The organism is Bacillus sp. HU-1818 (assembly GCF_022695965.1).
In the GTDB taxonomy this organism is placed as follows: domain Bacteria; phylum Bacillota; class Bacilli; order Bacillales; family Bacillaceae; genus Bacillus; species Bacillus atrophaeus.
On record NZ_JAAPBE010000001.1, the window covers coordinates 891,333 to 917,285 of the forward strand.

At 44.1% G+C, this 25,953-nt stretch carries 24 protein-coding genes and 1 pseudogene; 11 read left to right on the top strand and 14 right to left on the bottom strand.

Translation table 11 applies throughout. The features are described 5' to 3' along the window. Window positions 1-28 precede the first annotated feature (28 nt). From GXP75_RS04425 to GXP75_RS04435, 3 genes are all read right to left on the bottom strand, one after another. Complete coding sequence (locus GXP75_RS04425) at window positions 29-673, bottom strand: SDR family oxidoreductase (protein ID WP_214918149.1); 645 nt, start codon at window positions 671-673, stop codon at window positions 29-31. An 86-nt stretch (window positions 674-759) separates the two neighbouring features. Continuing rightward, window positions 760-1,755, bottom strand: a complete 996-nt coding sequence (gene lplA / locus GXP75_RS04430; protein WP_214918151.1) for a lipoate--protein ligase — start codon at window positions 1,753-1,755, stop codon at window positions 760-762. 13 nt (window positions 1,756-1,768) lie between these two features. Beyond that, a complete protein-coding gene (locus GXP75_RS04435; RefSeq protein WP_242556209.1) occupies window positions 1,769-2,503 on the bottom strand; it encodes an MBL fold metallo-hydrolase in 735 nt (244 codons plus the stop codon). Window positions 2,504-2,660: 157 nt separating this feature from the next. On the opposite strand from GXP75_RS04435, the gene yhfH reads away from it, so the two are divergent. Beyond that, window positions 2,661-2,795: a protein YhfH gene (yhfH, locus tag GXP75_RS04440; protein WP_064505207.1), complete on the top strand. Its 135-nt coding sequence runs from the start codon at window positions 2,661-2,663 to the stop codon at window positions 2,793-2,795. A gap of 284 nt (window positions 2,796-3,079) precedes the next feature. Then, a complete protein-coding gene (locus tag GXP75_RS04445; protein WP_003327726.1) occupies window positions 3,080-4,369 on the top strand; it encodes a glutamate/proton symporter GltT in 1,290 nt (429 codons plus the stop codon). 96 nt (window positions 4,370-4,465) lie between these two features. Here GXP75_RS04445 and GXP75_RS04450 read toward each other — a convergent pair whose 3' ends face one another. Further along, window positions 4,466-5,506, bottom strand: coding sequence for a M42 family metallopeptidase (locus tag GXP75_RS04450; RefSeq protein ID WP_242556210.1), 1,041 nt, complete (start codon window positions 5,504-5,506; stop codon window positions 4,466-4,468). Window positions 5,507-5,669: 163 nt separating this feature from the next. On the opposite strand from GXP75_RS04450, the gene GXP75_RS04455 reads away from it, so the two are divergent. Together GXP75_RS04455 and fabHB are read left to right on the top strand one after the other, a co-directional pair. Next, window positions 5,670-5,840, top strand: coding sequence for a hypothetical protein (locus tag GXP75_RS04455; RefSeq protein ID WP_242556211.1), 171 nt, complete (start codon window positions 5,670-5,672; stop codon window positions 5,838-5,840). A gap of 259 nt (window positions 5,841-6,099) precedes the next feature. Further along, the gene (gene fabHB / locus GXP75_RS04460) at window positions 6,100-7,077 is read left to right on the top strand and encodes a beta-ketoacyl-ACP synthase III FabHB (RefSeq protein WP_214918158.1); all 978 of its coding nucleotides are present in this window, start codon (window positions 6,100-6,102) and stop codon (window positions 7,075-7,077) included. A 53-nt stretch (window positions 7,078-7,130) separates the two neighbouring features. On the opposite strand, the gene GXP75_RS04465 is transcribed toward fabHB, so the two are convergent. From GXP75_RS04465 to GXP75_RS04490, 6 genes are all read right to left on the bottom strand, one after another. Continuing rightward, window positions 7,131-9,458: a YhgE/Pip domain-containing protein gene (locus GXP75_RS04465; RefSeq protein ID WP_242556212.1), complete on the bottom strand. Its 2,328-nt coding sequence runs from the start codon at window positions 9,456-9,458 to the stop codon at window positions 7,131-7,133. A 72-nt stretch (window positions 9,459-9,530) separates the two neighbouring features. Next, the gene (locus tag GXP75_RS04470; RefSeq protein ID WP_003327731.1) at window positions 9,531-10,103 is read right to left on the bottom strand and encodes a TetR/AcrR family transcriptional regulator; all 573 of its coding nucleotides are present in this window, start codon (window positions 10,101-10,103) and stop codon (window positions 9,531-9,533) included. A gap of 172 nt (window positions 10,104-10,275) precedes the next feature. Further along, complete coding sequence (gene hemY / locus GXP75_RS04475) at window positions 10,276-11,688, bottom strand: protoporphyrinogen oxidase (RefSeq protein WP_214918162.1); 1,413 nt, start codon at window positions 11,686-11,688, stop codon at window positions 10,276-10,278. 21 nt (window positions 11,689-11,709) lie between these two features. Beyond that, window positions 11,710-12,642, bottom strand: a complete 933-nt coding sequence (gene hemH, locus GXP75_RS04480) for a ferrochelatase (RefSeq protein ID WP_214918164.1) — start codon at window positions 12,640-12,642, stop codon at window positions 11,710-11,712. Between the two features lie 70 nt (window positions 12,643-12,712). Further along, window positions 12,713-13,768, bottom strand: a complete 1,056-nt coding sequence (hemE, locus tag GXP75_RS04485) for a uroporphyrinogen decarboxylase (RefSeq protein ID WP_242556213.1) — start codon at window positions 13,766-13,768, stop codon at window positions 12,713-12,715. A 121-nt stretch (window positions 13,769-13,889) separates the two neighbouring features. Further along, on the bottom strand, window positions 13,890-16,031 hold the full coding sequence (locus GXP75_RS04490) for a transglycosylase domain-containing protein (RefSeq protein WP_242556214.1): 2,142 nt from the start codon (window positions 16,029-16,031) through the stop codon (window positions 13,890-13,892). Window positions 16,032-16,152: 121 nt separating this feature from the next. Between GXP75_RS04490 and hmoB the strand changes: the two genes are divergently transcribed. The 3 genes from hmoB to GXP75_RS04505 all read left to right on the top strand — a co-directional run bounded on the left by hmoB (window position 16,153) and on the right by GXP75_RS04505 (window position 19,461). Beyond that, window positions 16,153-16,653, top strand: coding sequence for a heme-degrading oxygenase HmoB (gene hmoB, locus GXP75_RS04495; RefSeq protein WP_150223701.1), 501 nt, complete (start codon window positions 16,153-16,155; stop codon window positions 16,651-16,653). A gap of 144 nt (window positions 16,654-16,797) precedes the next feature. Next, on the top strand, window positions 16,798-18,195 hold the full coding sequence (locus GXP75_RS04500; protein WP_242556215.1) for a hypothetical protein: 1,398 nt from the start codon (window positions 16,798-16,800) through the stop codon (window positions 18,193-18,195). Window positions 18,196-18,270: 75 nt separating this feature from the next. After that, complete coding sequence (locus GXP75_RS04505; RefSeq protein WP_242556216.1) at window positions 18,271-19,461, top strand: M20 family metallopeptidase; 1,191 nt, start codon at window positions 18,271-18,273, stop codon at window positions 19,459-19,461. 15 nt (window positions 19,462-19,476) lie between these two features. Here the strand turns inward: GXP75_RS04505 and GXP75_RS04510 are convergent. The 3 genes and pseudogenes from GXP75_RS04510 to GXP75_RS04520 form a co-directional block, all read right to left on the bottom strand. Further along, window positions 19,477-20,188, bottom strand: a pseudogene (locus GXP75_RS04510) (EcsC family protein). A 61-nt stretch (window positions 20,189-20,249) separates the two neighbouring features. Beyond that, window positions 20,250-21,476 carry an ABC transporter permease gene (locus tag GXP75_RS04515; RefSeq protein ID WP_242556217.1) on the bottom strand — a complete coding sequence of 409 codons (1,227 nt, stop codon included), beginning with the start codon at window positions 21,474-21,476 and terminating at the stop codon, window positions 20,250-20,252. Further along, a complete protein-coding gene (locus GXP75_RS04520; RefSeq protein ID WP_214918179.1) occupies window positions 21,469-22,212 on the bottom strand; it encodes an ABC transporter ATP-binding protein in 744 nt (247 codons plus the stop codon). Before GXP75_RS04520 ends, GXP75_RS04515 begins: the two co-directional genes overlap by 8 nt. Window positions 22,213-22,708: 496 nt before the next feature. On the opposite strand from GXP75_RS04520, the gene GXP75_RS04525 reads away from it, so the two are divergent. From GXP75_RS04525 to GXP75_RS04535, 3 genes are all read left to right on the top strand, one after another. Then, window positions 22,709-23,146 (top strand): HIT family protein, encoded by a 438-nt coding sequence (locus GXP75_RS04525; protein WP_061572510.1) that lies wholly within the window; start codon window positions 22,709-22,711, stop codon window positions 23,144-23,146. A 146-nt stretch (window positions 23,147-23,292) separates the two neighbouring features. After that, complete coding sequence (serC, locus tag GXP75_RS04530) at window positions 23,293-24,372, top strand: 3-phosphoserine/phosphohydroxythreonine transaminase (protein WP_242556218.1); 1,080 nt, start codon at window positions 23,293-23,295, stop codon at window positions 24,370-24,372. Between the two features lie 125 nt (window positions 24,373-24,497). Then, window positions 24,498-25,013 carry a tryptophan transporter gene (locus tag GXP75_RS04535; RefSeq protein ID WP_214918183.1) on the top strand — a complete coding sequence of 172 codons (516 nt, stop codon included), beginning with the start codon at window positions 24,498-24,500 and terminating at the stop codon, window positions 25,011-25,013. Between the two features lie 81 nt (window positions 25,014-25,094). Here GXP75_RS04535 and yhzF read toward each other — a convergent pair whose 3' ends face one another. Then, complete coding sequence (gene yhzF, locus GXP75_RS04540) at window positions 25,095-25,286, bottom strand: membrane protein YhzF (protein ID WP_003327746.1); 192 nt, start codon at window positions 25,284-25,286, stop codon at window positions 25,095-25,097. Window positions 25,287-25,417: 131 nt separating this feature from the next. On the opposite strand from yhzF, the gene GXP75_RS04545 reads away from it, so the two are divergent. Next, entirely contained in the window at window positions 25,418-25,774 is a 357-nt protein-coding gene (locus GXP75_RS04545) for a YtxH domain-containing protein (protein WP_150223708.1), read from the top strand. Window positions 25,775-25,953 lie beyond the last annotated feature (179 nt).

Sequence of the window (25,953 nt, forward strand, 5' to 3'; positions counted from 1 at the left end):
CCCGAGTGTCAGCAAACGCTTATCAATTTTACAAATTTTTCAACGCCTCGGCGATCGGTGTTTCTCCCGCTGTCAGATCGAAGGCTTGATTTTCTGTATTGGATTCATCTAATGATGCTATGACAGCCGCCGCCACATCGTCACGGGAGATCGAGCCTCTTTCTACATCGGCGGCTGCGGAAACAAGACCGGTTCCCGCTTCGTTCAGAAGGCCTCCCGGGCGGATAATCGTATATGTTAATCCGCTTGATTCAAGGATTTTATCTGCGTAATGCTTGGCTGCATAATAAGGTTTTAAAGACTCATTCCAATTTTCACGATTGTGGGCTTGCAGAGCGCTGATCATGATAAACCGCTTGATTCCCGCAATCTCGGCCGCTTCAATTGCCTTTGCCGCTCCGTCGAGATCGATCAATAGTGTTTTATCATGTCCTGTGCTCCCGCCTGAACCCGCTGTAAACACAATCGCATCACAGCCCTTTGCAGCAGCCGCGATTTCTTCCGGGCTTCCTTCTAAGTTAGCAATGACAGCCTCTGTGCCAGATGCTTGAAGCGCCTCTTTTTGCTCTGGTTTTCTGACCATCGCTCTGACCGTATGGGCGCCGTTCTGCTGAAATTGTCCGACAAGCCTTTGCCCGATCTGTCCGTTAGCTCCAATTAAAAACACCTTCATTATGCATATCCCTCCTATCATTTCTTCTTATATTATTTCAAAACTGCTTTTACATATCAAACAATGCGTTTTTGCAATGTTCTTTATTAATAAATCAATTCTAGAAAATCGTCTGTCCCGATCTTTCCGAAGTAGTGTTTCATATCAAAGCCTTCTAAAGCGTCGGCAATCGCCTTGCGCTCGTATTGTTTTCCGATCAGCGCGTTTTCAATATCAGTTATATCTCCGACACCAAAGAAATCTCCGAATATGCTGCAGTCCTCTATGATTCCTTTTTTGACTTCCAAACGCAAATCGATTGATCCAATCGGAAAGCGCTTTGAGTGCTGCAGGTTGAACTTCGGAGATTTCCCGAAATTCCAGTCCCAATTTTGATAGCGTTCTTCGGAAATCTTGTTAATGATTTTCCAGTCTTCTTCCGTCAATTTATATTCAGGCACCTTGGTGATGTCATTTGTATTGAAAATATGGCGAAGCAAATGGCTGCGAAATTCGTTTGTCGACATTTTATCATCAAGAAACTCACTGATGTTTGCCACACGGCTTCTGATAGATTTAATGCCTTTTGATTCGATTTTATCCTTCTTCACCTTTAACGCCGACACCACATTGTCAATTGCTGAATCCAACAGAAGCGTCCCGTGGCTGAAAATCCGGCCTTTCGTCGCAAACTGGGCATTCCCCGAAATTTTCCGGCCGTTTGCGACAATATCGTTCCGTCCGCTCAATTCAGCATCCACGCCAAGCTGTTTCAAAGCCTGGATCACCGGCTCTGTGAACTTCTTGAAGTTGTGAAAGCTGTTCCCGTCATCTTTTGTGATGAAGCTGAAATTCAGATTTCCCAAATCATGATAGACAGCACCGCCGCCTGACAGACGCCGAACCACAATAATTCCGTTGTCCTCAACATACTTCGTATTGATTTCTTCAATCGTATTTTGATTTTTCCCGATAATAATCGACGGCTGATTCACATAAAAAAGCAAATAAGGCTGCTCGGGATCTAAATATTTCAAACAATACTCCTCAATCGCAAGGTTTATCCTCGGATCATTTATATTTTGATTATCTATAAATAACATGCTGCTCCTCCTTTTATTTTCCCCACACAAGACCTGACTTCGCTATACCCACGCTGCCATGAAAAACGGTTTTCGCTTCATCGCGCAGACGCTCATGCACACCAAAGTGCGGCAAATGTGTGAGAAGCAATTCTTTTGCGCCCGCCCGCTCAGCGATACGTCCCGCTTCAAGGCTGTTCATATGGCCTGCGCTTTTTCCGTCTTGATCCGCGTAAAAATTGCACTCTGATATCAATAAATCAGCATCCTTTGCAAATGGAATAAATGAATCCTGATAGCTTGAATCGGCTGTATACACAACGGTATGGATTCCATCAGTAATCCGCATGGCATAACAAACGACGGGATGAACGGTTTTTAAGAAAGTGATCGTAAAAGGACCCGCGGTCAGCGGCTGATCCGGCTGATAAGCCCTTCCTTTTGTATGTGATTTATATGTAAGCCGCTGAAACTGTTCTATATCAGCATCATGGCCGTAGATCGGAAGCGCTTCCTTTCCTTTACCAAGAAAAGAACCGACTTGTTTGGCAAATTGCAGCGGCCCTATGTCTGCGATATGGTCATGGTGATAATGGGACAGTATGACGGCGTCCAGCTCTTCAGCAGGCACATATGCAAATAGCTTTGACAAAACAGCGCTTCCGCAATCGACAAGCAAAGAGTAATCACCCGATTGAAACAGATATCCCGATGTCGCTTCATGTGCAGCAGGAAATCCGCCATAGCACCCGATAACAGTAACTTTCATATTGTCCTCCCATCTATTCTTTAAAAATAACCCCATTCCAATATACCTATTTTTCTTAAAAATTGCATGTTTTAAACATTGTATCAAAACAGTTATTGATTTTTACAATCTGTTATATTACAATGATGGCATAACAAAGGGAAAAGAGGGATTGGTTATGTTAGGGAAAATTACAGATTTTTTTAGAAACCTGCCTTCTAAAAAGTGCGGGGAATGCGGAAAAGAGATATCTGAACAGCATGAGTGTTATGGAAATGTTTGCGATCGTTGTATGAAAATTAGCGATATGTAAATAAAAGTAAATTCCTTATCTCACTCTTTTGCAGTGGGATTTTTTTATGAGCATTGCTTTTCTGACTGATAATTCTAAAATAATGATTCATTTTAAACAGGACAAACCTCACCTTAATTGGATGATTATAGAAGGTTTACTTAATTTATCAGATTATTCTATATTTTCTAACTCTATTTAACTATAGACGAAATGTTTTCTTATCCAGTATAATTTGATCTATTAGTGAGAATTAATATATGTCTTTTATGATATATTAGTATTTTTTCTTCGGGAGGGTATCTATGAAAAAATTACGCTTTGGATTAGCAACTCAAATATTTGTTGGTCTTATACTCGGGGTAGTCGTAGGGGTCATTTGGTATGGCAACCCTGCGGTAGTTACGTACTTACAGCCTGTTGGCGATTTGTTTTTACGTTTAATTAAAATGATTGTCATCCCGATTGTTGTCTCAAGCTTAATTATCGGTGTAGCCGGAGCGGGAAGCGGCAAGCAAGTCGGTAAACTTGGATTCCGTACTATTCTCTATTTTGAGATAATTACAACATTTGCGATTATTCTCGGCCTTGCCCTTGCAAATCTATTCCAGCCGGGAACGGGTGTTAACATCGAAAGTGCGCAAAAATCAGACATCAGCCAATATGTTGAAACAGAGAAAGAGCAAAGCACGAAATCAGTTGCAGAGACATTTCTCCATATTGTGCCGACAAACTTCTTCCAATCATTGGCTGAAGGCGATCTGCTTGCGATCATTTGCTTTACCGTCTTATTTGCATTAGGCATTTCAGCAATCGGCGAAAGAGGAAAGCCTGTTTTGGCCTTTTTTGACGGTGTATCCCACGCCATGTTCCATGTGGTGAATCTTGTCATGAAAGTGGCGCCGTTTGGAGTTTTCGCACTTATCGGTGTTACCGTTTCCAAATTCGGGCTCGGTTCATTACTTTCTCTAGGAAAGCTCGTCGGATTGGTTTACGTCGCGCTTGCTTTCTTCTTAATCGTAATCTTTGGGATCGTCGGTAAACTTGCTGGTGTGAACATATTTAAATTCCTTGCCTACATGAAGGACGAAATTTTACTGGCGTTCAGTACGTCCAGTTCAGAAACCGTTCTTCCTCGCATCATGGAAAAAATGGAGAAAATCGGCTGTCCAAAAGGTATCGTTTCTTTTGTCGTGCCGATCGGATATACGTTTAACTTGGACGGCTCTGTGCTCTATCAATCCATTGCCGCCCTGTTCCTAGCGCAGGTGTACGGAATTGACTTGACGATTTGGCATCAGATTACACTTGTACTCGTCTTGATGGTCACTTCTAAAGGTATGGCTGCCGTGCCTGGCACTTCTTTTGTCGTCTTGCTTGCGACATTGGGAACCATCGGCGTTCCGGCAGAAGGACTTGCCTTCATTGCAGGTGTTGATAGGATCATGGATATGGCCCGTACTGTAGTAAACTTGACAGGTAACGCACTGGCTTCAGTTGTTATGTCAAAATGGGAAGGTCAATACGATCCTGTTAAAGGAGCGGAAATCATGAGCCGTTCTAAAACAGAACAAGACGCTACGATTTCCGGTTAATCAAAAAGCCTGTCGGACTATAGTCCGGCAGGCTTTTGTTATGTTTGTCAGCCTAATCACTTCGGCTGATTCTAGTGAACCATAATCTTTTCCCTTTTATACCATCGGAGATTGCACATAATAGTATAAAAGCTTGGCAGTATGGCGCAGAGACGATTCATGGGTGCGCTCAAACGCGTGTGACGCATCAATGCCCGGACCGATCAGCCCATGGACGATATCATATCCAGATTTGATTGCTGCTGATGCATCTGAACCATAATAAGGATAGATATCAAGCTTATACTCAATCCCATGTTTCTCCGCCAGCTCCGTCAGATGCTTTCTCAATTGATAATGGTACGGTCCGCTGGCATCCTTTACGCAAATAGAGACTGTATATTCATCTGTTGCTTGCCCGTCTCCGATAGCCCCCATGTCAACAGCCAAGTATTCTACCGTTTCCGCCGGAATATTGGAATTCCCGCCATACCCGATTTCTTCATTATTAGAAATGAGAAAATGAGTGGTGTACGGCAGCTCGATCTCTTCTGTTTTGATTTGGCGGATCAATTGCAGCAGCAAAGCGACACTGGCTTTATCATCAAGATGGCGTGATTTGATAAACCCGCTCGGCGTAACCTCTACACGCGGGTCAAATGAAACAAAATCACCGACTCCAATGCCCAGTTCCTCTGTATCACGTCTACTGCGCACAGGTTCGTCAAGCCGTATCTCCATGTTCTCCTGATTGCGTTCAGCCTTTCCCGCGTCTTTGTAAACGTGCACAGAGGTTTGATGCATCAAAATGGTGCCCGTATACGTTTTTCCTGAAGAGGTTTCAATTTGGCAGTACTCGCCCTCAATCGAGTTATAGCGGAATCCCCCGATTAAATCAATCTTCAGTCTGCCGTCAGCTTTAATTTCCTTCACCATGGCACCGAGTGTGTCAACGTGCGCCGTCAGCATCCGTTGGCGATCTTCATTTCGTCCCGGCAACGTTGCGATCAAACCTCCCTTATGATTTCGAATGGTTTCTACCTTCCACTCTTTTAAGAGGTTTTCAATATATGCAATCACCTCAAATGTATTTCCCGTCGGACTTGGTATTTGGACAAGCTCTTTGATAAGCTTCATTGTTTTTCGAACTGACATCAAAACCATTCCTCCTTTTTATCATTCTATTTCTTCTTAAAATATACTCTTTACCCGATGGACACGTCCAATCTTTTTCTATTCATTCATCATATGTTGTAGGGAGGCATGGGAATAGGAGGGGTATCTATGTGCTGTCGTCATTCACATAAACGGAAATTCCACGATGATTGGTTCGATGATTTCTGGTTCTTTGATGACTGGTTCGATAAAGATTGCCATGACCACGACCCTTGTAAAAAGAAAAGAGAGTGTCATGACCCTTGCAAAAAGAAAAAAAAGAAACACCATTGTGGCTGTAATTGTAATAAACACAGAAGCTGGTAAACCCAAATAAGAAATATTCTTTATGACCCATGCTGAAAAGAATATTTCTTTCAAGAATTCTTCCAAGCAGTTTGAATGATTTTCTGCTTGGGGGAGTTTTTTTGTTTCGCCACTCAGCCGGATGATGCAGAGGACGGTGTTAAAGATCAAATACGTTCCCTCTCATCCGTTATCTTCTCTCTTTTTCACAAAATACCTTTTATTTTGCTATTTTTAGTACCAGATACTAATATCTAATGTTATAATCTGATCATAAAGGAGTGGTGACATTGTCTAAGGCAAAGATTTCAGCCATTGGCACCTATGTGCCGAGCAAGCGTTTAACAAATAAAGATCTTGAAAAAATCGTTGATACCTCGGATGAATGGATTGTTCAGCGAACAGGGATGAAAGAGCGCCGCATTGCCGGTGATCACGAATTCACCTCTGATTTGTGTATTGAAGCTGTAAAGGATTTACAGAGACGATATGAAGGCACTCTGGAAGATGTGGATATGATTCTTGTAGCCACGACCACATCGGACTATGCATTTCCGAGCACGGCCTGCCGCGTTCAAGAGTACTTCGGCTGGGAACAGACCGGCGCTCTTGATATCAATGCAACGTGCGCGGGGCTGACATATGGGCTTCATATGGCAAATGGATTGGTTACATCCGGCCTGCACAAAAAAGTGATCGTTATCGCCGGGGAGACATTATCAAAAGTAACGGACTACACTGACAGAACGACCTGCGTCCTGTTTGGCGATGCCGCCGGCGCATTATTGGTTGAATATGATGAACAATCCCCTGGCTTTTTGGCCTCCGTTCAGGGTACAAACGGCAATGGAGCCGATGTTCTGTACCGCACAGGGCTGCGAAGCGATCTAAACGGCCAAAAGCTCGAAGAAACGGGGAAAATGGTGCAAAACGGCCGTGAAGTATACAAATGGGCCGCCAGAACGGTGCCTGCGGAATTTCACCAGCTCATACATAAAGCTGACTTGCGTCCAGAGGACCTCGATTGGTTTGTTCCGCACAGCGCTAATATGCGCATGATTGAGTCTATTTGTGAAAAAGCACTGTTCCCCGCAGAAAAAACACTCACAAGTGTTGAATACTTCGGAAATACGTCTTCTGTTTCAATTATTTTGGCGCTTGATTTAGCTGTGAAGGCAGGCAAGCTGAAAAAAGACCATACACTAGTGTTATTTGGATTTGGCGGTGGGCTGACTTATACAGGCTTACTGATAAGATGGGGATTTTAATAAAAAAAGAACTTGTTTCCGTGTTCGGAAACAAGTTCTTTTTTAAAGCTTCATTATGCCGGCTGATCCTCTGTTGGTGTTTCTTCTTTCCGGCTCAAGATTGTAAAGTAAGTAATACTTAACAGGATCATCACGAAAGCAATACCGAGTAATATACCCGCCTGATGCCACATGTAAGCGAAATCTCCGTTTGAGATAACCGCCCTGAATCCATTAATGCTGTACGTCATCGGCAATGCCCAGTGGATGACCTGATAGAAATTCGGGAGCAGTTCTAACGGGAATGTTCCTCCGCTTGCTCCGAGCTGCAGCACCAGAATGATGACCGCAATAAATCGGCCCGGATTGCCCATCGTCGTCGCCAATAATTGTATTATTGACAGGAAGGCGAGACTTGTAATGATGGTAAAGATATAAAATCTCCAGGTGCTTTCTACATCAAGTCCCAAGCCTTTCAATAGCACTGTGGCCACGATAAGGGCCTGAATCACCCCGACAAGCACAATAACGCTAAACTTGCTAAAGAACCATTCAAAGCCGTTTCTCGGCCGTCCTGAGGCTTCTTTTAGCGGGAACACGACTGTCAGCATCAAACCTCCGACATACAAGCCCATAGATAAAATATACGGGGTTAATCCGGTACCGTAGTTAGGAACGGAATGAATCGCATTATCGTCTGTCTCAACCGGTTCGGCAATCATGCTGTATGTCTTGTCATCAGCTTTGACATCTCCAGTTTCATCAGCCGCATCCTTCAGTTTATTTGACAGTTCGCCTGTTCCGTCCAACAGTTTGCCAAGACCGCTGTCTAGCGACCCTGATCCTTCGGCAAGCTGAGAAGAACCGTTTTGCAGCTGATTAGTGCCGTCTAAAAGCTTCAACAGGCCGCCTGACACTTGGGAGCTCCCTGAGACTAATTCACTTGATCCGGCTTTTGCTTCAGCAAACTTTTTATTGTATTCGCCAATACCTGCCGTCAGTTTATTTTGATTTTCATTTATCGCTTGCGCTCCGGTGTAAAGTTTAGTTGTTCCTTCCTCCAATTGGTTAATGGCATTTTGAATGTCGACTGCTCCGTTATATAGCTTAGACGTGGCCTGAGGGAGCGCCTTCAATTCCTGCACTTTTGCTTTCACTTCTTCCAGCGAACTTTTTATACCTGAGATATCAGGAAGATTCCCTGCTGAAGGAAGCTGATTCAAAATCTTATCCACATCGGGAAGATCAATCTTCGGAAGCTGGTTATCGACTGAATTGATTAATTGACTTTTTTGTTCATCTGTTAAAAATTTGCTTGAATTGATAATATTTTTTAATGCTTTATCACGATTTTTAATATTTTGTTCGAGCTCTTTCAGTTGTTTGCTGAACTTCTGCACTTCTGTTTCTGTGTCTTGAAGATTTTTAATTGCTTGTTCGAGCCCGCTTGTATCTATCGAATTAATGAACTTTTCGGCCTCTGTCACTTTTTGAGAAGTCTCTAAAGCCTTCTGATTCATCTCATTGAGTCCATTTGTCAAATTCGGAATGTTTTTTTGCAATTGGCGTTGGCCGTCTAAACCTTGTTTCAGGCCATCGCTCAGCTCACCGGTTTTTTCTGCAAGCAGACCAGAATTTTCATAGATGGTATTACCCTTTTCTTGGAATTTGCCTAACGAGCTGTCAAGCGTTTTAATGCCGCTCGTCACTTTGGCCGCGCCGTCTGACAGCTGTTTCGTTTTATCACTGAGGGTTGCGGTGCTCTCAGTCAGTTTCTCCAAATTCTCTTTCAGCTGCGAACTTCCGTTTTTCGCGTCTTTTGTACCGTCATCAATTTTCTTTGCTCCGCTGCTCGCGTCGCCTAAACCTTTGGCAATATCCTTAAAGTTATCAAAAATAACTTCAGCGTATTGCTTTGTCACTTCTTTTGACACGGAGGCTTTCAGCTTATCTATTGCCTTTTCGCTGATTGTCGCTCCGACATAGTTCGAACCGGCATTCGTATGGTACTTTAAATCCAGTTTTTTCGGATTTTTCTCAAGCACGGTGCTGGCGTTTTTTGAGAAATCTTCCGGAATCTCGACAACTAAATAGTATTTTTGATTTAATAAGTCCTTTAAAGATTGATCGAGATCGTCTGAAAAGTGCCAGTCAAAATTTTCATTGTCTTTTAATTCTTTTACCAGGTCATCGCCGATCTGAAGATTTTTCCCTTCATATTTTTCCCCTTTGTCTTGGTTCACCACGACAACCGGAAGCTGATCGACTGTGCCGTAAGGGTCCCAATATGCCTTTAAGAAAACCCCGCTGTAAATCAGCGGAACAAACAAAATTGCGATAATGGGGATTAATAGCTTTTTACTTGTCAGGATGTCTTTCCATTGACTCCGTATTGTGCTCATCCTTGATGCCTCCTAATTAAAACTGACTCATTCGCGGGAACGGTCATCCACATCTAAAAAAGGAAGGATTATCTAAGTAGACAATCCTTTCACTACATACAACTCCAGCAGCTCTGCAATCGTTTCTTTTGTAAGCGGCTGGTGATTTTTTTCCCAATCAAAAATAAGGGCAATATAAAGCTTCAGCATAATAAAGGCGGTCAGCTCGGGATCACACGGTTTGATTTCACCGCTCTGAACGGCCGCTTCTATCTTTCTTGTAATGTAAAGAAGAATCATGCGTTCCATCTTTTGAATGACCTCTTGAACTGCCATTGTACCAATCTCAGCATTTTCTTGGAAGATCTTAATCGTCAGCTGATGTGTTTTTCTAAACTCAAGAATCGCAAACAGCGCCCGGTGAACATTTTCATGAAATGGCAGGTCCGGGTCCATCGCTTCGTCCGCCGTTTGCTTCATTTCTTTTAATAACGTAGAAAAAATGTCGTCAAACAGCTCTTCCTTGTTTTTAAAAAAAGTGTAGATGGTTCCCTTTCCTACATTCGCAAGCTTCGCTACCAAATCCATTGTGGTCGCTTTATAGCCGAATTGTGTAAAAGATTTTGTTGCCGCATCCAATATAAGCTTTTTTCGATCTATGGACATGTTTTACACCTCAATGAATTGACCGTTTGAACAATTTAGTCATTAAGTACATAAGATAATTTAACATAACGCCTTAAAAGATTCAATTATTTTTTACGTAGTGTTGGTTTGCCCATATGCTGAGAGAACATGTAAATCAGCATAAAAAAATCCTCCGCAGAGGAGGATTTCATCATTCGAATAAATAAGCAAGTACGTCTGAAACGGCGCTTTTCCCTTGGTCGATACAGTCCGGAATTCCAACGCCTTCGAATGAAGCGCCCGTCATGTAAACGCCCGGATAGGAAGCAGCCAGTGCTTCGCGCACTTTTTTTATACGCTGTTTGTGGCCGACATGATATTGGGGCATACTTTCATTCCAGCGTGTGACGCACGTCATTTCAGGTTCGCCTTTGATTTTCATGACTTTCTTTAGGTCTTCTAATACAATTTTGATAATCTCATTATCAGACAGTTCGACGATTGATTCATCACCCGCTTTTCCGACATAAGCCCTGAGGAGCGTTTTGCCTTCCGGAGCAGAGTGCGGCCATTTTTTATTCGTCCAAGTACAGGCCGTTATTGAAAAATCACTGTTTCTTGAGATGACAAAACCCGTTCCTTCATGCTCCATTTGGACAGCCTCTTGTGGAAAGCCAAGCGCGACATTCGCCACAGAGGTAGAGTGCATGTCTTTTAACTGGCTGACAGCTGGCAGATCCGGAAACATTCCGGCAGCCGATTTGTGCGGTGAGGTCACAATCGCGGCATCGGCATCCAGCGTCATCCCGTTATCAAGAGCGATGGAGCAGCCCTTTTCCCCACGGCTGATATTGGTTACTTTTGTGCCCTTGTATACCTTCGTCAGCTTCAGCTGGTTTTCCAGCTCTTCGACGAGTGTCTGCAAGCCGGTCTTTAAGGTTTGGAATTGCCCTTGTTTTTTAGCCGTTAACTGCTGTCCGGAGCCCTGGGGCCTTGTTTTTTTCATGCCGAGGATCAAGCTTCTGTGCTTTTGTTCGGTCTGATAAAACTGAGGGAATGTCGACATCAAGCTGAGCCTGTCAATGTCACCCGCATAGATGCCGGATAATAACGGCTCTATTAAATTTTCAACAACTTCATCACCGACACGCCTGCGGAAGAACTCACCCAGGGACTGATCTTCCTTCGGCTTGCTTGCGGGCAAAACGAAATCCATAGCCGCGCGCGCTTTGCCGGAAAATGAAAATAAACCGGTAGACATAAATGGCGCTATTTTAGTAGGTACGCCCATAACAGCTCCCTTTGGCATCGGGTGAAGCGTTTCGTTAACCAGCACATAAGACTGCCCCGTCGCATTGTTGACAAGCAAATGCTCAAGGCCTAAATCTTTAACAAGCTCCGGTGCGCTTTTTTTTCTTTCTAAAAATGAGTCCGGCCCTCTTTCAATAATATACCCGTCCTTGCGGGCCGTTTGGATTTTTCCGCCAACTCTCGGGCTTGCTTCGACTAATGTCACAGAAAGCGGCAAATTTTTCTCTCTGATTTCTTTTTCCATATAGAAGGCGGAGGCCAATCCCGTGATGCCGCCGCCGATAATGACAAGATGCTTTTTGCCGTCACTCATTTCAATCGCCTTCTTTAATTTTTATTCCCCAATTTTTTTCAATACTACAGTTGCTAAAGCATCAATGAATTCCGGCTTTGCGTTTGGCATTTCCGGCCGGTAGTAGCTGGCGCCGATATCATCTGTTACGACTTTGCACTCATAATCATTGTCATACAGCACTTCTAAATGATCAGCGACAAATCCCACAGGCACATACACGAATGCTTTGTAGCCTTTTTGTTCATACAAGTCGCGTGTTAAATCCTGTACATCCGGACCGAGCCACGGATCAGGCGTGTTCCCTTCACTTTGCCAGCCTACGGCATATTCGGAAACGCCGGCTCCTTCAGCAATCATTTTTGCTGATTCATGAAGCTGGTCGGGATAAGGGTCGCCAAACTCCTTGATTTTTTCAGGAAGGCTGTGCGCGGAAACAATCAGTACGGCTTTGTCTCTTTCCTCTTTCGGCATCGCTTCGTACGTATCTTTTACTTGATTTGTCCAATATGACACGAATTTTGGTTCGTCATACCAGCTTTCAACAGAGGTGATCGTTAATCCGCCAAGCTTTTCGGCTTCTTCCTTCGCACGTTTATTATAAGACTGAACACTGAATGTGGAAAAATGCGGAGCAAGCACAAGGCTGACCGCTTCTGTAATACCGTCTTTATGCATTGCGGCTACCGCGTCTTCAATAAACGGTTCGATATGTTTCAGTCCGATGTAAACCTGGAATGTGACATCATTCTGCATGCTGTTCAAATGCTGCTCAAGCTTTTCGGCTTGTTCCTGCGTAATTTTTGCAAGCGGCGAAATGCCCCCGATGGCTTCATATCTGTCTTTTAGATCTTGAAGCATGTCGGGTTCCGGCTTTCTGCCTCTTCTGATATGTGTATAATAACGTTCTATATCTTCTTCTTTATAAGGCGTGCCGTACGCCATAACGAGAAGCCCCATTTTCTTCTTACTCACTGTTTAACACCCTCTTTAGATGATCTAACATAATTTTGACAGGCTTTTGGCGAGATACCAAAAGATATGCTCAGGAATATTGCCCCATTTTCCGCTCATGAGAATACTCATGCACAAACGATGTCAGCTTCTTCAAAACGTCAGGGCTGACATCGGGGAAAACCCCGTGTCCAAGGTTGAAAATAAAGCTGTCAGATTTCATGCCTTGGTCAAGTATATCTTTTGTTTTCTTCTCAATAACGTCCCATGGGGCCAGCAGGATCGAAGGGTCCAGATTGCCTTGAACTGTTTTGGTAATCCCTTGAGCCCTGGCTTCATCAATGCCCAATCTCCAGTCCAGGCCGACGACATCAAGCGGTAGGTCATGCCAATCTGACGCTAAGTGGCTTGCGCCGACACCGTGCATGATAAGCGGTACATTTTGATCAGCAAGCTCGGTGAATATTCTATTCATGACAGGTTTGATATACATGCGGTAATCCGCCTGATTCAGCGCGCCGACCCATGAATCAAAAATTTGAAAGGCTTTTGCGCCTGCCTTAATCTGCGCTTTGGCATACACAATAATCATGTCAGCCAGCTTATTCATCAGCTGATTCCACGCGTCTGGCATACTGTACATGAATGCTTTTGTTTTATTATAGTTTTTTGACGGGCCGCCTTCGATCATATAACTGGCCAGTGTAAAAGGTGCACCTGAGAAACCGATGAGCGGAACGTTCAGCTGCTCATTTACGAGTAGCCGAATCGTTTCAAGCACGTAAGGAACATCCTGTTCAGGCTCCAGCACGCCAAGCTTCTCGATATCCTGTAACGTCCGGACCGGATTATCAATGACTGGCCCGATACCGTTTTTTATTTCCACATCAACCCCGATATACGGAAGAGGGGTCATAATGTCTTTATAAAGGATTGCGGCATCGACGCCGTACTGCTCGACGGGAAGCCTTGTCACATATGCGCACAGCTCAGGCTGATGCGTAATTTCGACCAAACCGTATTTTTCCTTAAGCGCCCGATATTCAGGCTGTGAACGCCCTGCCTGTCTCATATACCAAACGGGCACATGATCTGCTTTCCCGCCGTGTGCTGCTTTTAATAATGTCTCATTAAACGCTTTACTCATCTCTCATTTCCACCTTTCATCCTGCAACCATACGTTCGTATTCATCGCTCATTACACTATACCTTGTTTTATGCGAATGGTATATAAATGAAGCGCAAAGTTCAAAAAATCGCCGAATTCATTAAGAGGAAAATAATTTCGGCCTAACGTAATCGGTGCCTTCCCCTTCTTTTTTGGTCTGTGTATTATAAGGCACAATTTTATATGAAGCGCCTGAGAACAAGTTGGCATAAGGAATGTCATAGCTGCCTTTCCCTTCGGTTGAATCAAGGAGCGTTTCTTCGCCGTCTTTTTTCACATATATCCTGTAAACCACTCTCTTATCCTCTTGAGCGTCCCACTTTAATACAACTGTAAACAACCCCGCCGCTTTAAACGTATAATCAGCGGTTACTGTTTTTACCGGTTCCAGCACAATCGGGCTTTCCAACTCTTTCACTTTGTCCGGTTTGCTGAATGCAGATCCATTCTCGCCGGCCTGTGTCAAAATATCCTTAAACAGTCTTGTCGGATAAGAGCTTCCTCCTTTTAAATAATGGTTCTTATCTGTTTTATCATAGCCCATCCAAACGGTTCCTGCAGTATCAGGTGTATAGCCGGCAAACCAAGCATCTTTTGTGGCGCCCGGGATTTCAGTAAAAGATGTGGTCCCTGTTTTCCCCGCCAGATCGCCATGATAGACCCCTGACGTCGCGGTGCCTTTTTTCACGACCTGCTGAAGCATTCTTGTCATATTCCAAGCGGTTTGTTTGCTGAATACCCGTTTCGCGGACGCTTTATGGCCGGCTACAGTTTCACCATCTTCATCTGTTATTTTTGTGATGAAAAATGGTTCTGTATAGGTTCCTCCGGCTGCAAAGGTATGAAAAGCGCCGGCAAGTTGAAGCGGCGAAACGCCCTTTTCCAAACCGCCCAGCGCAAGCGCCAGACCGTTGTCAGGTATATCAATGCCATTTGCTTTTAAATAAGATTTGGCGGTTTCAATTCCGACTTCATTTAATGTCCAGACGGCGGGAGCGTTTTTGCTGTAGGTAATGGCATCTGACATAGTCACTTCTCCCCCGTACTGTCCGTCATAGTTTTTTGGCGTGTAATCTCCATACGTTTTCATTTCATCCTGAAGAAGTGAATAGGGCTTAAACTTCTTTTCTTGCATGGCTGGCCCGTATACCGCCAGCGGTTTAAAAGTAGAACCGGGCTGCCGCACCGCTGTTACGCGGTTATAACCCCGGGATGTATATTTTCTCCCGCCGATCGCCGCTTTTACACCGCCTGTTTTGTTATTGATGAACACTGCGCTTCCCTCGGCGTTTTTATCCGATCCCGGATAATAACTGGATTCCTTCATGAGCGTATAGGCTGTTTTTTGAAGTTTGGAATCAAGCGGCACTTTAATCGTGTAGCCGCCTTGAAGAAGCTGCTCTCCGGAGATGGAATACTTCGTCTCCGCTTCTTTCATTACAAGGTCAATGTAACTGTCAAACCACGGCGTTTCAGATTTTTTCTTGATGTGCAGCCCCAGGGTTTGACCTTGAGCTCTGACCGCTTCCTTTGCGCTGATAATGCCTTGTTCATTCATCATGCTGAGAATGGTATCACGGCGCTCTTTGTTTTTTTCAGGGTGCAAGATTGGCGAATAAGTAGAAGGCGCCTTAGGAATGGCCGCCAGTACAGCGCCTTCTGACACCGTTAAATCCTTAACCTCTTTATTGAAATAATAGTGTGATGCCGCTTGAATGCCGTATACGCCGTGCCCAAAATAAAGCTGGTTTAAATACATTTCAAGCAGCTTGTCCTTGCTGTAATCCCGTTCAAGATTTATGGCAATAATCACTTCTTTTGTTTTTCTTAAAAACGTCTTGTCATTAGTCAAAAAGATATTTTTGGCAAGCTGCTGCGTGATGGTGCTTCCGCCTTCCACCTTGCCTCCCGCTAAGATATCACGGTAAACCGCCCTTCCGACAGACTGCAAATCAATTCCATGATGCTCGTAGAATCGTTTATCCTCAACGGCCACAAATGCTTTGCTGACACGCTTCGGTATATCGTCAAAAGTGACGGGCTCGCGGTTTTCAGTGTAAAGGCTCGCAACTTCATCGCCGTTTTGATCAACTATTTTAGATGAAGCATGAAGAATAAGCTTCTTTTCATCAATAACATAATGGCCGAGAAAAATAATTGAAATGTATCCTATTAAAGCGAGAAAAGCGGTTACAGCTAAAATGAATAAAGGAATGATGATTCTCTTTTTCTTCTTGAACATAAACTCACCTCGCCTTTCTACGTGTAGTATGGGAAAATTTGTTTCGAATTATGTTTGAATGAGTCGCCAATAGAAACTTATACCATTCTTTTGTTATACTAGCAAGCAGGAGGTGGCAAATATGAATGTTTATATTACATATGGGACAGCCGATTTTTTAAAGACCATTGCTGAAAAGAATTCTTCGGAGAATATGCTGCTGATGCAAGGTCAGGAAAATGCGATTCTTGTGCATGAAACAGAAGGACCGACTGTATTTCAGGCGCCCCATCAATATGAAAGCATTGACCAAGCTGGAGAAATCCGCAATCCGGGTTTTGCGGTATTAAACAATATTGCCGTAACGCCGGAAGGAAGACCCTTGTTTGAAAACCGCTTTAAAAACAGAGCCGGAAAAGTAGAAAACGAACCTGGTTTTGAAGCAATCAGAGTGCTGAGACCGATTGAGAACGACACCTATGTCATTCTCACCCTTTGGGAAACGGAAAAAGCCTTCAATGACTGGCAGCAGTCCGCGTCCTACAGTGAGGCTCACAAAAAACAGAACACTTCTGCAGGAATCGACACAACGTCCATGTTCTCCCGCCCTTCGTATGTGACCACTTATTTCGCAGTTGAATAACTGCCGGATTTTTCCGGCAGTTTTTTTCGTGTTCCCGCCCATTATTTCCTTGGAAATGACATTCTTCCCTATGATCCAGCTTTGCACCATATGCCCGCCTATGAATATTCTGTAGCAAAGCGGAATATAAACGGAGTGATCTGAATGGAAGTCACGGGCATGTCGATTCATGTTTTATATGTGCTTTTTATAGGGGCTATTATCCTTTTTATGCTGTTAAGAAAAGATACGACCTTCATTTCGTTGGCGGGTATTTTTACGATTTCGTTATTGGCCACACAATCGCTTCATGCGTCTGTCAGCAGTTTATTTCATAGTTTCATTTACGCGGCGTCAGAATTGCTTCCTACTATTTTTATCATTTGCTTTATTGTTTCTATGAGTGAGATCTTAACGAAAACCGGGATAAATGATGCGATGATTTCTCCTTTTGCACGGCTGATCAAAGGCCCTGTTATCGCCTATTGGCTCATTGGCGGACTTATGTTTGCCATTTCGCTGTTTTTCTGGCCTTCTCCGGGAGTGGCGTTAATCGGAGCGATATTGCTTCCCGCCGCCATCCGCGCCGGCCTTTCTCCCATTGCGGCCGCCATGGCGATGAATTTGTTTGGCCACGGTTTTGCCCTCTCTGGTGATTATGTCATTCAGGCAGCCCCGAAGCTTACTGCTGATGCAGCCGGAATTCCTGTACATGATGTGATGTCGGCAAGCATTCCGCTCGTCCTTATCATGGGCCTTACTACAACAGTCACAGCCTTTATCATCATCCTGCGTGATCAAAGAAAACAAAACAAGACAAAACTGAAAACAGCTTCCACCCTGCCTTCCCCTCCAAAAGAAAATACCGGGATGTATTTGCCGAGACGCCTGAGGACGGCGCTTGCTCTCTTTATTCCCATTGTTTTTCTGGCTGATATCGGCTGCATGCTGATCCTTGACCTCCAAGGCAACGATGCCACGGCATTGATTGGCGGTACGGCGATTATGATATTAATGACTGTCCATTTCATCGTCTACAAACAAAAAAGCCTTGAAAAAATCACCGGATATTTTATTGAAGGCTTCCAATTCGGTTTTAAGGTGTTTGGCCCTGTCATACCGATTGCCGCTTTCTTTTATCTTGGCGACTCAGGCTTTAAGCATATACTCGGCACCCCTCTTCCCGAAGGATCTGACGGGATTGTCAATGACCTCGGTTTTGCCTTATCTCACGCTATTCCCATGTCTAAGGAATTTGCCGCCATCACTCTTACTTCCGTTGGTGCAGTGACTGGCCTTGACGGCTCAGGCTTTTCAGGCATTTCTCTCAACGGTTCCATCGCCAAGCTTTTTTCGGCCGCCTTACATGCCGATCCCGCAGTCTTAACGGCACTCGGGCAAATTTCCGCCATCTGGGTCGGAGGCGGAACGCTGATACCGTGGGCACTCATCCCCGCCGCGGCGATTTGCAAAGTAGACCCGTTTGAACTGGCGAGAAAAAACTTCTTTCCCGTTGTCATCGGTTTATTGGCAACCACGGTGGCAGCCATTTTTATTCTTTGATGATCAAGAGATTGAAATTTTCTGACTCTTTCTATACAATCATGGGAAAAGATGATCAAAAAGGGGATGCTGCTTTTGTCACTTTCGACACTTCAAAAAAGTATAAATGAACAGCTTGATAGCTGTTTTGATGAAATGGTAGAGCACAGACGGTTCTTTCATATGAACCCTGAACTTTCCTTTCAGGAGGAAAAGACGGCGGCGTTTATCGCTTCCTTTTATGAAAAACTCGGTGTTCCGATCCGGACACAAGTCGGGGGACGCGGGGTTTTGGCTTATATTGAAGGCAGTGAACCCGGTCCGGCTGTTGCGTTGAGAGCTGATTTTGACGCCCTCCCCATTCAAGACGCCAAAGATGTTCCCTACGCTTCTACAGTACCTGGCGTCATGCACGCATGCGGGCATGACGGCCATACGGCGACCTTACTCTCGGTTGCAAAGGTGCTTTTTCAAAACAGACATAAACTGAAGGGAAAATTCATCATAATTCATCAGCATGCGGAAGAATATGCCCCGGGCGGAGCGGAGCCGATGATTGCCGACGGCTGCCTCGAGGAAGCGGATGTTATATTCGGCACCCATCTGTGGGCGACAGAACCCCTTGGAACCATCCTTTACCGAACAGGTGCGGTGATGGCAGCGGCTGACAGGTTTACAATCAACATTCGCGGAAAAGGAGGGCACGGGGCTCATCCTCATGATACAAAAGATGCCGTTCTCATCGGATCGCAGATTGTAACCGCCCTTCAGCACATTGTCAGCCGAAAGGTCAATCCGATTCAGTCTGCCGTTATTTCAACCGGCTCATTCGTCGCCAGTAATCCGTTTAATGTGATTGCGGATCAAGCCACACTAATCGGCACGGCACGTTCTTTTGACGAAAATGTACGCAGCCTTTTGGAAAAGGAAATTGAATCTGTCGTTAAAGGAGTTTGCGATATGCATGCGGCCTCCTATGATTACAGCTATGAACGCGGTTATCCGGCAGTTGTCAATCACCCGGAAGAAACAAACCACCTAGCCAGCATCGCAAAGACAACAGAAGGCGTGGAGCATGTAATCGAAGCTGATCCGCAAATGGGCGGTGAGGATTTCGCTTATTACTTGCAGCATGTGAAAGGAACCTTTTTCTTCACGGGAGCTGCCCCTGAAGATCCTGAATGTGTTCACCCCCACCACCACCCTAAATTTGATATCAATGAAAAAGCAATGCTGACAGCCGCCAAAGTGCTTGCAGGGGCTGCAATCTCATATCATCATTCATAAAAAAACAGCCGGCATTTATTCTCCGGCTGTTTCTTTTAGTAATCTCAGATGAAACACATGTCTTGCCGTCTCTCCCAGCTGTGCAAGCAGTTTGTAGTTGGCGATTCCGCCCACCGCCGCGCCAATGCCCGGCAGTAGCTGAAATAGCTTGACAACATCAATATAATCCCGGTATTCCTGCTGAAAGACTCTCCAGTCAATGTCTTCTTTGACCCTTTCCCAATTCTCCAGTGCAGAAAAAACTTTTTTCCGATGTTCATCGCTTGAGAATGCAAGCTGAAAAATAAGCAGAAGGTATAACCTCTCGTCACGGTTCTTTACATCGAAACCGTAAATGGACGACAATGTAAATAAACATTTCATCTTTATGCTGAGCAGCAGCGGAAAATCAGCTACCCCCAGCATAAAACCGCCCGCTCCGGTGCCAATCCCTTCAGCAGCGGCCATCTTTTGATAGGAAGCAATCGTTTTTTTTAGCAAGCTTATCTTTTTCTCTGACGGAAAAGCTGCTTGTGTCCTTTTTAAAGGCTGTTATATTGGAACCAAGCATGGTAGCTTCCACCATCTTTTTTATGCTCTCGGTTACCGCTGCATGAATTTTCTCAGGAATGCGCTCATTCACCTTCATTTGCACACCCTTCGAAAACCGTTCAAACATCGAGGACTTTCTTAAAAAACGCATTTTCCATTGAAACGCTTCGTTTAACAGCAGCTCGCTGTCTGTCATCAGCTTCCACTCCTTCGTCTCGCTTTTTTATTACACGATATGAATGGAGAAAAGGTTTCAATCAAATCTTTCCGTATTTTTTCAATCTGGCGCTCATGTATGACGGCAACAGGGCAAAGATAAGCACTGCGGAACCGATTAAAGCGTACAATCCGCCTGTCAAACCCGCCGCATAGACAGAAGCGGCAATCAAGATTAATGCCTGCACGCCTAAAGCTGTTTTTAACAAAGCAAAATAACTTTTCTTTTTCTCTTCCTTCTTCACTGGATACAGCTCCTGCAAGGAAAGGTGATCAAAATGACCGAAAAGCGGGAGCATCTGGATGCCCGTGATAAATAAAGTGAACACGGTTAAAACCGCTGCGATCCACTCACTTGAAGAGGCATACATAATAATCAGTGCGAAAATAACCGTCAGCCTCACTTGTATTCCCAAATAATCACTCGACCGCAAGAAGGCGCGCGCATACATATAAGAGAACGTTTTTCGCTGTTCAAACGGGATAAGCCGCAGCAAAAAGTCAAGATACGCCCTGCGCTTGGCTCTCTTTTTCAAATGCGGCACATCTGTAAACAGATTGGCGATTCTGTAAAACCGCTGTTTCCGTCTCAATTCGTAATCAATATGCGCTTCCCATTTAAATGATTTATGCTTTGCAGCCGCTGTAAAGTACATCAGAAGCGCTGCCATGATGACATACACAACAATTGCGTATACATACAAAGATTGCAATACAAAGTAAAGGACAAGGGCATTGGCTACAAATCTGACCATAGCGTCTGTCAGCTTTTTGTTTCGGTCACTCAGAAAGGTGATCCTCCACTCCATCGCCTGATTCCACGCTTTCAGGATCAGCAGCTGTATGAAAATAACTGTATAAGAAACAAGCGTTGCCGCCGGATTAACGGCAAAATAAAGCGGCATACAGACTAAAGTCAGAGCGATCAGCGGAAAAAGCTGAGAAAGATAGCTGTACGTAAACGCCTGCTTTAAATAAGGCTCCATTTTCGGTTCAAGGGGCAATAGAAAGACCAGATCGGCTTCCTTCAGCAACGTCCGTACATATGAACCGGTAAGGATAAGGGAAAACAGCACCGCCATCACCCAAAAGGACGGAAAATGGGCGGGTATATCCTTCACCCATTTGCTGTACCAGCTCGCCGCCCCGGCAATAAAAAAAATCAGGACGATGACGAGATGGTCATTGAGCATATATTTCATATACATTCTGGTTTCTTTTATATGCTCTTGAAGCCGTGACTGCCAAATATCAAGCATATTATTCATGGCCGTCTTCTTCCTTTGTCAGTTCAATATATAAATCGTCCAGCGCCGCATCCCTCATTCCGAACTGTTCTCTGAGATCGGCCAGCGTTCCGCTCGCCCGCACCTCGCCGTTATGTAAAATGATAAATGAGTCACAATAGCGTTCTGCCGTTGCCAGAATATGCGTGGACATGAGGACGCTCGCCCCGCCCCTTTTGACTTCATTCATCCGTTCAAGCAGCGCGTTGATAGCGAGCGGGTCCAATCCCAGAAACGGCTCATCAATAATATACAGCTCAGGCTCTGCAAGGAACGCGCACATAATCATAACCTTCTGCTTCATTCCTTTGGAGAAATGGGCCGGAAACCATTTCAGCCGTTTTTCCATCCGGAATTCTTTTAAGAGCGGAGGGAGCCTCTTTTCTAATGTGTCTTTTGAAAGCCCGTACGCCATAGCCGTCAATTCAAGGTGCTCCATAAGCGTCAGCTCTTCATACAAGACGGGTGTTTCCGGTATATAGGTGAATTGCGACCGATAGCCGGTCGGATCGTCAGCGAATGTTTTACCGTTTAATTCAATCGCGCCTTTATGCGGGTCCATTAAACCGATGATATGTCTGATTGTTGTACTTTTGCCTGCTCCATTCAGCCCGATTAAACCGACGATCTGATTCGGTTCAAGAGCGAAGGAAATATTTTTTAAGACCGGGTTTCTTGTGTACCCGCCGGTCACATTTTTTACCGATAGCAGAGACATAGTTTCTCCCCTTCAATTTGTTTTCTTAATAGTACCAAAAATAAAGGCTGATTTGAAACGATTCCCTTTTCCTGAATTCTTAAAAATAGCTGTAATAAACAAACCGATTCCGGGACATCATAATGGTTGTAGAGGAAAAAGCTTTAATCAACTGAAAAACGAGGTGTTTGTCAAAGACGTCTTAAAAACAGTTGGATAGAAATTCACATGTCCAATGCTTAGACCATTTCTCATTCACTAAATTGATGAATTTCTTCATTAAACATGAAGCTGACTGTCAAATGAGGTGTTTGTCGCAGGAATCTATAGGCGTTAAAAAAGTCTTCATTTTATAAACAAATGAGGTGCTTACAAAAGGCATATCCGAATTTTCTTAACTTAAGCTATTCCTCTGCATTCAGGGTGAACGCTCCGCCGTTCATCCTGTTTTCTATTTTTCGCTTTTCTGTGGTACGATGAGCTTATACATAAACAATTTCATAAGGAGGAACCGCTTATGCATAGCCAAGAGAATTGTATTTTTTGTAAAATCATTGCCGGTGAAATTCCGTCAGCAAAGGTATATGAAGATGAACATGTGTTGGCATTTCTTGATATCAGCCAAGTGACGAAAGGACATACACTGGTTGTCCCGAAAACACATATTGAAAATGTTTACGAATTTACAGAGGAATTATCAAAGCAATATTTTCAAGCCGTACCAAAAATCGCCCGTGCGATCAGAGATGAATTTGAACCGATCGGCTTAAATACGTTAAACAACAACGGCGAAAAAGCAGGACAATCTGTTTTCCATTACCATATGCATATTATCCCGCGCTACGGAAAAGGAGACGGATTCGGAGCAGTGTGGAAAACACATGCAGATGATTACAAACCGGAAGATCTGCAAGACATTTCTTCATCCATTGCCAAACGCCTGGCCTCATCATAAGATGGGGTTTTTTGTTATGGGAACAAATCGTTAAAATTCGTCACTTTCTTTAGACAATTCAAATTTTTTATAAAAAAAACTGAATTTTTGTGATAGGATAATTGTATTATTTCATACATTAACGTGGAAAACAGGGAGAGATTATGATGGAACGTACAACGAATTTTAACGCAGGTCCTGCAGCGCTGCCATTGGAAGTTCTGCAAAAAGCACAGAAAGAGTTTATTGATTTTAATGAATCCGGCATGTCCGTTATGGAGCTTTCCCACCGCAGCAAAGAATATGAAGCGGTGCATCAAAAAGCGAAAAGCCTGCTGATTGAACTGATGGGCATCCCGGAAGACTATGACATTCTGTTTCTTCAAGGCGGGGCAAGCCTTCAATTCTCAATGCTTCCGATGAACTTTTTAACACCTGAAAAAACCGCTCATTTTGTGATGACAGGCGCTTGGTCTGAAAAAGCGCTCGCTGAAGCCAAATTGTTCGGAAACACTTCTGTGACGGCGACAAGCGAATCAGACAATTACAGCTACATTCCCGAGGTTGAGCTTACGGATGTAAAAGACGGCGCATATTTACATATTACATCTAACAATACGATTTTCGGCACACAGTGGCAGGAATTCCCGAATTCTCCAATTCCGCTCGTTGCTGACATGTCCAGCGATATTTTAAGCAGAAAAATCGATGTATCCAAATTTGACATCATTTACGGAGGCGCGCAAAAAAACCTCGGGCCTTCAGGCGTTACCGTTGTGGTGATGAAGAAATCGTGGCTAGAAAATGAAAACGCGAACGTTCCTAAAATCCTAAAATATTCAACGCATACAAAAGCGGACTCACTGTACAATACACCTCCGACATTTGCGATATACATGCTGAGCCTTGTCCTAGAATGGCTGAAAGAAAACGGCGGCATTGATGCGGCTGAACAGCGCAATGAGCAAAAGGCAAACGTGCTGTACAGCTGCATTGATGAAAGCGGCGGTTTCTACAAAGGCCACGCCGAAAAAGACAGCCGTTCACGCATGAATGTCACCTTCACCCTTCGTGATGATGAGCTGACAAAGACATTTGTCCAGCAGGCAAAAGAAGCGAAAATGGTCGGGCTTGGCGGACATCGCTCTGTCGGAGGCTGCCGTGCTTCCATCTATAACGCTGTCACACTGAAAGACTGCGAAAAACTGGCAGCCTTTATGAAGAAATTCCAGCAAGAAAATGAGTAAATAATCTTCTATGCAAACCGTTCCTTTGATATACTGTTTGCATATTATATTCTTTTAAGCCCTCGCAATAAATGACGAGCATATTATTGGAAGGCAAAAAGAGCTTAGCAGAGGAGAGCATAGTTATGAAAACAAAAGAGTTAGTCATTATGGCACTGTTTGCCGCAATCGGCGCAGCGCTCCATTCCATTATTCCGCCTTTTTTAGGCGGCATGAAGCCCGATATGATGCTGATCATGATGTTTATGGCCATCCTGCTGTTTCCGCGGGTGCAAAATGTGCTTCTGATCGGATTTGTGACCGGATTGCTTTCGGCTCTGACAACCGCTTTTCCGGGCGGACAGCTTCCAAACATCGTTGACAAACCGGTTTCGGCGTTTCTGTTTTTCACCCTGTTCCTTGTGTTCAGAAAGAGCCAAAAAACAGCGTCATGTGCTATTCTGACGGCTATCGGAACCATCTTGTCGGGAACGGTATTTTTATTATCAGCATTACTTATTGTCGGTTTGCCGGGCGGTTTTGCCGCACTATTTGTCGCAATTGTCCTGCCTGCAGCCGCTGTGAATACTATCGCGATGATTATTATGTATCCGATTGTGCAAACCATCATGAAACGGTCGAGTTTATCCGAACCGGCGTAATCATTGATCTAAAACGCCTCTTCCGAATCACACTGGAAGAGGTTTTTTTATATAAGAGAGCTGACGGCGCTTCAACAGGTTTCAAACGAGCAGTTTTGTGAAAAAGATAAGACATAGAGTGAGGGCGGTTCCGGTTGAACAAACAAGCGCCTTTTGCCGGAGAACCCTTTTCGGCGGGTAAGACGCAGCCTGGCCGAGAAGTCTGATATAGTAAACGGCGCCTGAAGCGAAAGCAAGAGTCATACATGATAACACAATCATAAAGACAGACAACCTTCTCCCTCCTTTTCACTTAAAAAATATGCTAAAATAAAGCAAGCTATGTATAGAAGTTTCTTATTCCAGCTAGAATGAGAAAAAGCTTACACATGTATGATATCCAAAGAAAAAACGGGGTGATACAAATGGCTAACGGACGTTCTCTTTTAACAGGACTATTCGTAGGCGGGATTATCGGAGGCGCGGCGGTTTTGCTTTCAGCACCTTCATCAGGTAAAGAGCTGCGCGGGAAAATTAAATCTAATTGTGAATCTTTTGAAGAAACGATCAAACGCTTAAAAACAGACGGCGTGGCATTAAAAGATCAGCTAGTCAAAGCTGCGAAAGAAAGCGCTGATGTCATTAAAGACGTAAGCGGCGAGCTGCAAACCTCAATTAAAAAATGGCAGGAAGAAATTAAACCGCACCAGCAGGATCTGCAAAAGGAAATTGCGGATATTGAAGAGAAGATTAAACAGCTGGAGAAAACCTTACAAAACTAATATCCTATTCTAATTAAAAAAAGTGCGGGAAAATGGCTTCCCTGCACTTTTTTTAGGCTGAAAATCCTTATTTGGCAACGGGTTCTGAATTTATTATAAAATTCTTAAATTTTCATCTTTATTAATCTTTATTTTATTGGCATAATAGAGACAAAGATAAAGAGAAGCAGGTGAACGTA

What these genes read in the sequence shown, in the direction of transcription:
- GXP75_RS04425 (WP_214918149.1), bottom strand. Translation starts at nt 673, where the DNA reads ATGAAGGTGTTTTTAATTGGAGCTAACGGACAGATCGGGCAAAGGCTT.
- lplA (WP_214918151.1), bottom strand. Translation starts at nt 1,755, where the DNA reads ATGTTATTTATAGATAATCAAAATATAAATGATCCGAGGATAAACCTT.
- GXP75_RS04435 (WP_242556209.1), bottom strand. Translation starts at nt 2,503, where the DNA reads ATGAAAGTTACTGTTATCGGGTGCTATGGCGGATTTCCTGCTGCACAT.
- yhfH (WP_064505207.1), top strand. Translation starts at nt 2,661, where the DNA reads ATGTTAGGGAAAATTACAGATTTTTTTAGAAACCTGCCTTCTAAAAAG.
- GXP75_RS04445 (WP_003327726.1), top strand. Translation starts at nt 3,080, where the DNA reads ATGAAAAAATTACGCTTTGGATTAGCAACTCAAATATTTGTTGGTCTT.
- GXP75_RS04455 (WP_242556211.1), top strand. Translation starts at nt 5,670, where the DNA reads ATGATTGGTTCGATGATTTCTGGTTCTTTGATGACTGGTTCGATAAAG.
- GXP75_RS04465 (WP_242556212.1), bottom strand. Translation starts at nt 9,458, where the DNA reads ATGAGCACAATACGGAGTCAATGGAAAGACATCCTGACAAGTAAAAAG.
- GXP75_RS04470 (WP_003327731.1), bottom strand. Translation starts at nt 10,103, where the DNA reads ATGTCCATAGATCGAAAAAAGCTTATATTGGATGCGGCAACAAAATCT.
- hemY (WP_214918162.1), bottom strand. Translation starts at nt 11,688, where the DNA reads ATGAGTGACGGCAAAAAGCATCTTGTCATTATCGGCGGCGGCATCACG.
- hemE (WP_242556213.1), bottom strand. Translation starts at nt 13,768, where the DNA reads ATGAGTAAAGCGTTTAATGAGACATTATTAAAAGCAGCACACGGCGGG.
- GXP75_RS04490 (WP_242556214.1), bottom strand. Translation starts at nt 16,031, where the DNA reads ATGTTCAAGAAGAAAAAGAGAATCATCATTCCTTTATTCATTTTAGCT.
- hmoB (WP_150223701.1), top strand. Translation starts at nt 16,153, where the DNA reads ATGAATGTTTATATTACATATGGGACAGCCGATTTTTTAAAGACCATT.
- GXP75_RS04500 (WP_242556215.1), top strand. Translation starts at nt 16,798, where the DNA reads ATGGAAGTCACGGGCATGTCGATTCATGTTTTATATGTGCTTTTTATA.
- GXP75_RS04515 (WP_242556217.1), bottom strand. Translation starts at nt 21,476, where the DNA reads ATGAATAATATGCTTGATATTTGGCAGTCACGGCTTCAAGAGCATATA.
- GXP75_RS04520 (WP_214918179.1), bottom strand. Translation starts at nt 22,212, where the DNA reads ATGTCTCTGCTATCGGTAAAAAATGTGACCGGCGGGTACACAAGAAAC.
- GXP75_RS04525 (WP_061572510.1), top strand. Translation starts at nt 22,709, where the DNA reads ATGCATAGCCAAGAGAATTGTATTTTTTGTAAAATCATTGCCGGTGAA.
- serC (WP_242556218.1), top strand. Translation starts at nt 23,293, where the DNA reads ATGGAACGTACAACGAATTTTAACGCAGGTCCTGCAGCGCTGCCATTG.
- GXP75_RS04535 (WP_214918183.1), top strand. Translation starts at nt 24,498, where the DNA reads ATGAAAACAAAAGAGTTAGTCATTATGGCACTGTTTGCCGCAATCGGC.
- GXP75_RS04545 (WP_150223708.1), top strand. Translation starts at nt 25,418, where the DNA reads ATGGCTAACGGACGTTCTCTTTTAACAGGACTATTCGTAGGCGGGATT.